We start from the raw sequence: 3,516 nt of genomic DNA, 5'->3' as shown, positions 1-3,516 counted from the left end.
CGAAATTGGGTCTGTAGCTCAGTTGGTTAGAGCGCACCCCTGATAAGGGTGAGGTCGGCAGTTCGAATCTGCCCAGACCCACCAATTTTGTTACGGGGCCATAGCTCAGCTGGGAGAGCGCCTGCCTTGCACGCAGGAGGTCAGCGGTTCGATCCCGCTTGGCTCCACCATAAACTGCTTCTGAAGTTTGAAAGCTTAGAAATGAGCATTCACTGGTGAATGTTGATTTCTAGTCTTTTGATTAGATCGTTCTTTAAAAATTTGGGTATGTGATAGAAAGATAGACTGAACGTTACTTTCACTGGTAACGGATCAGGCTAAGGTAAAATTTGTGAGTTCTCTTAGTTGAGAAATTCGAATTTTCGGCGAATGTCGTCTTCACAGTATAACCAGATTGCTTGGGGTTATATGGTCAAGTGAAGAAGCGCATACGGTGGATGCCTTGGCAGTCAGAGGCGATGAAAGACGTGGTAGCCTGCGAAAAGCTTCGGGGAGTCGGCAAACAGACTTTGATCCGGAGATGTCTGAATGGGGGAACCCAGCCATCATAAGATGGTTATCTTGTACTGAATACATAGGTGCAAGAGGCGAACCAGGGGAACTGAAACATCTAAGTACCCTGAGGAAAAGAAATCAACCGAGATTCCCTTAGTAGTGGCGAGCGAACGGGGACTAGCCCTTAAGTGGCTTTGAGATTAGCGGAACGCTCTGGAAAGTGCGGCCATAGTGGGTGATAGCCCTGTACGCGAAAATCTCTTGGTCATGAAATCGAGTAGGACGGAGCACGAGAAACTTTGTCTGAATATGGGGGGACCATCCTCCAAGGCTAAATACTACTGACTGACCGATAGTGAACTAGTACCGTGAGGGAAAGGCGAAAAGAACCCCGGAGAGGGGAGTGAAATAGATCCTGAAACCGTATGCGTACAAGCAGTGGGAGCAGACTTTGTTCTGTGACTGCGTACCTTTTGTATAATGGGTCAGCGACTTATTTTCAGTGGCGAGCTTAACCGAATAGGGGAGGCGTAGCGAAAGCGAGTCTTAATAGGGCGTCTAGTCGCTGGGAATAGACCCGAAACCGGGCGATCTATCCATGGGCAGGTTGAAGGTTAGGTAACACTGACTGGAGGACCGAACCGACTACCGTTGAAAAGTTAGCGGATGACCTGTGGATCGGAGTGAAAGGCTAATCAAGCTCGGAGATAGCTGGTTCTCCTCGAAAGCTATTTAGGTAGCGCCTCATGTATCACTGTAGGGGGTAGAGCACTGTTTCGGCTAGGGGGTCATCCCGACTTACCAAACCGATGCAAACTCCGAATACCTACAAGTGCCGAGCATGGGAGACACACGGCGGGTGCTAACGTCCGTCGTGAAAAGGGAAACAACCCAGACCGTCAGCTAAGGTCCCAAAGTTATGGTTAAGTGGGAAACGATGTGGGAAGGCTTAGACAGCTAGGAGGTTGGCTTAGAAGCAGCCACCCTTTAAAGAAAGCGTAATAGCTCACTAGTCGAGTCGGCCTGCGCGGAAGATGTAACGGGGCTCAAACCATACACCGAAGCTACGGGTATCACTTAGGTGATGCGGTAGAGGAGCGTTCTGTAAGCCTGTGAAGGTGAGTTGAGAAGCTTGCTGGAGGTATCAGAAGTGCGAATGCTGACATGAGTAACGACAATGGGTGTGAAAAACACCCACGCCGAAAGACCAAGGTTTCCTGCGCAACGTTAATCGACGCAGGGTTAGTCGGTCCCTAAGGCGAGGCTGAAAAGCGTAGTCGATGGAAAACAGGTTAATATTCCTGTACTTCTGGTTATTGCGATGGAGGGACGGAGAAGGCTAGGCCAGCTTGGCGTTGGTTGTCCAAGTTTAAGGTGGTAGGCTGAGATCTTAGGTAAATCCGGGATCTTAAGGCCGAGAGCTGATGACGAGTGTTCTTTTAGAACACGAAGTGGTTGATGCCATGCTTCCAAGAAAAGCTTCTAAGCTTCAGGTAACCAGGAACCGTACCCCAAACCGACACAGGTGGTTGGGTAGAGAATACCAAGGCGCTTGAGAGAACTCGGGTGAAGGAACTAGGCAAAATGGCACCGTAACTTCGGGAGAAGGTGCGCCGGTGAGGGTGAAGGACTTGCTCCGTAAGCCCACGCCGGTCGAAGATACCAGGCCGCTGCGACTGTTTATTAAAAACACAGCACTCTGCAAACACGAAAGTGGACGTATAGGGTGTGACGCCTGCCCGGTGCCGGAAGGTTAATTGATGGGGTTAGCTAACGCGAAGCTCTTGATCGAAGCCCCGGTAAACGGCGGCCGTAACTATAACGGTCCTAAGGTAGCGAAATTCCTTGTCGGGTAAGTTCCGACCTGCACGAATGGCGTAACGATGGCGGCGCTGTCTCCACCCGAGACTCAGTGAAATTGAAATCGCTGTGAAGATGCAGTGTATCCGCGGCTAGACGGAAAGACCCCGTGAACCTTTACTATAGCTTTGCACTGGACTTTGAATTTGCTTGTGTAGGATAGGTGGGAGGCTTTGAAGCGTGGACGCCAGTTCGCGTGGAGCCATCCTTGAAATACCACCCTGGCAACTTTGAGGTTCTAACTCAGGTCCGTTATCCGGATCGAGGACAGTGTATGGTGGGTAGTTTGACTGGGGCGGTCTCCTCCTAAAGAGTAACGGAGGAGTACGAAGGTGCGCTCAGACCGGTCGGAAATCGGTCGTAGAGTATAAAGGCAAAAGCGCGCTTGACTGCGAGACAGACACGTCGAGCAGGTACGAAAGTAGGTCTTAGTGATCCGGTGGTTCTGTATGGAAGGGCCATCGCTCAACGGATAAAAGGTACTCCGGGGATAACAGGCTGATACCGCCCAAGAGTTCATATCGACGGCGGTGTTTGGCACCTCGATGTCGGCTCATCACATCCTGGGGCTGAAGCCGGTCCCAAGGGTATGGCTGTTCGCCATTTAAAGTGGTACGCGAGCTGGGTTTAGAACGTCGTGAGACAGTTCGGTCCCTATCTGCCGTGGACGTTTGAGATTTGAGAGGGGCTGCTCCTAGTACGAGAGGACCGGAGTGGACGAACCTCTGGTGTTCCGGTTGTCACGCCAGTGGCATTGCCGGGTAGCTATGTTCGGAATAGATAACCGCTGAAAGCATCTAAGCGGGAAACTAGCCTCAAGATGAGATCTCACTGGGACCTTGAGTCCCCTGAAGGGCCGTCGAAGACTACGACGTTGATAGGTTGGGTGTGTAAGCGCTGTGAGGCGTTGAGCTAACCAATACTAATTGCCCGTGAGGCTTGACCATATAACACCCAAGCAATTTGATGCTCCTAGTTGAAGAAACGAAAGAGACCAGATTGCGGTGTGTGAAGACGCAATGAACCGAAAGTTCGTATCGTTCACAAAACCGCAAGACTATCGCATACCCAATTTGCTGAAGCGTCGAAAGACGAGTCGGCACACCGAATTTCTTGACGACCATAGAGCATTGGAACCACCTGATCCCATCCCGAACTCAG

General features: G+C 51.0%; 2 tRNA genes and 2 rRNA genes. All 4 read left to right on the top strand.

Features of this window, described 5'->3' with window-relative positions:
• Window positions 1-7: 7 nt before the first annotated feature.
• Window positions 8-84, top strand: a tRNA-Ile gene (locus tag BVK86_RS28790).
• 10 nt (window positions 85-94) lie between these two features.
• Window positions 95-170: transfer RNA gene (locus BVK86_RS28785), tRNA-Ala, on the top strand.
• 240 nt (window positions 171-410) lie between these two features.
• Window positions 411-3,302: ribosomal RNA gene (locus BVK86_RS28780) — 23S ribosomal RNA — on the top strand.
• Window positions 3,303-3,467: 165 nt separating this feature from the next.
• Window positions 3,468-3,516: ribosomal RNA gene (gene rrf / locus BVK86_RS30670) — 5S ribosomal RNA — on the top strand; the annotation flags it as partial.

It is taken from the genome of Pseudomonas reinekei (genome assembly GCF_001945365.1).
GTDB classification, from domain to species: Bacteria; Pseudomonadota; Gammaproteobacteria; order Pseudomonadales; family Pseudomonadaceae; genus Aquipseudomonas; species Aquipseudomonas reinekei.
This window is presented reverse-complemented; position numbering and strand designations above follow the sequence as displayed.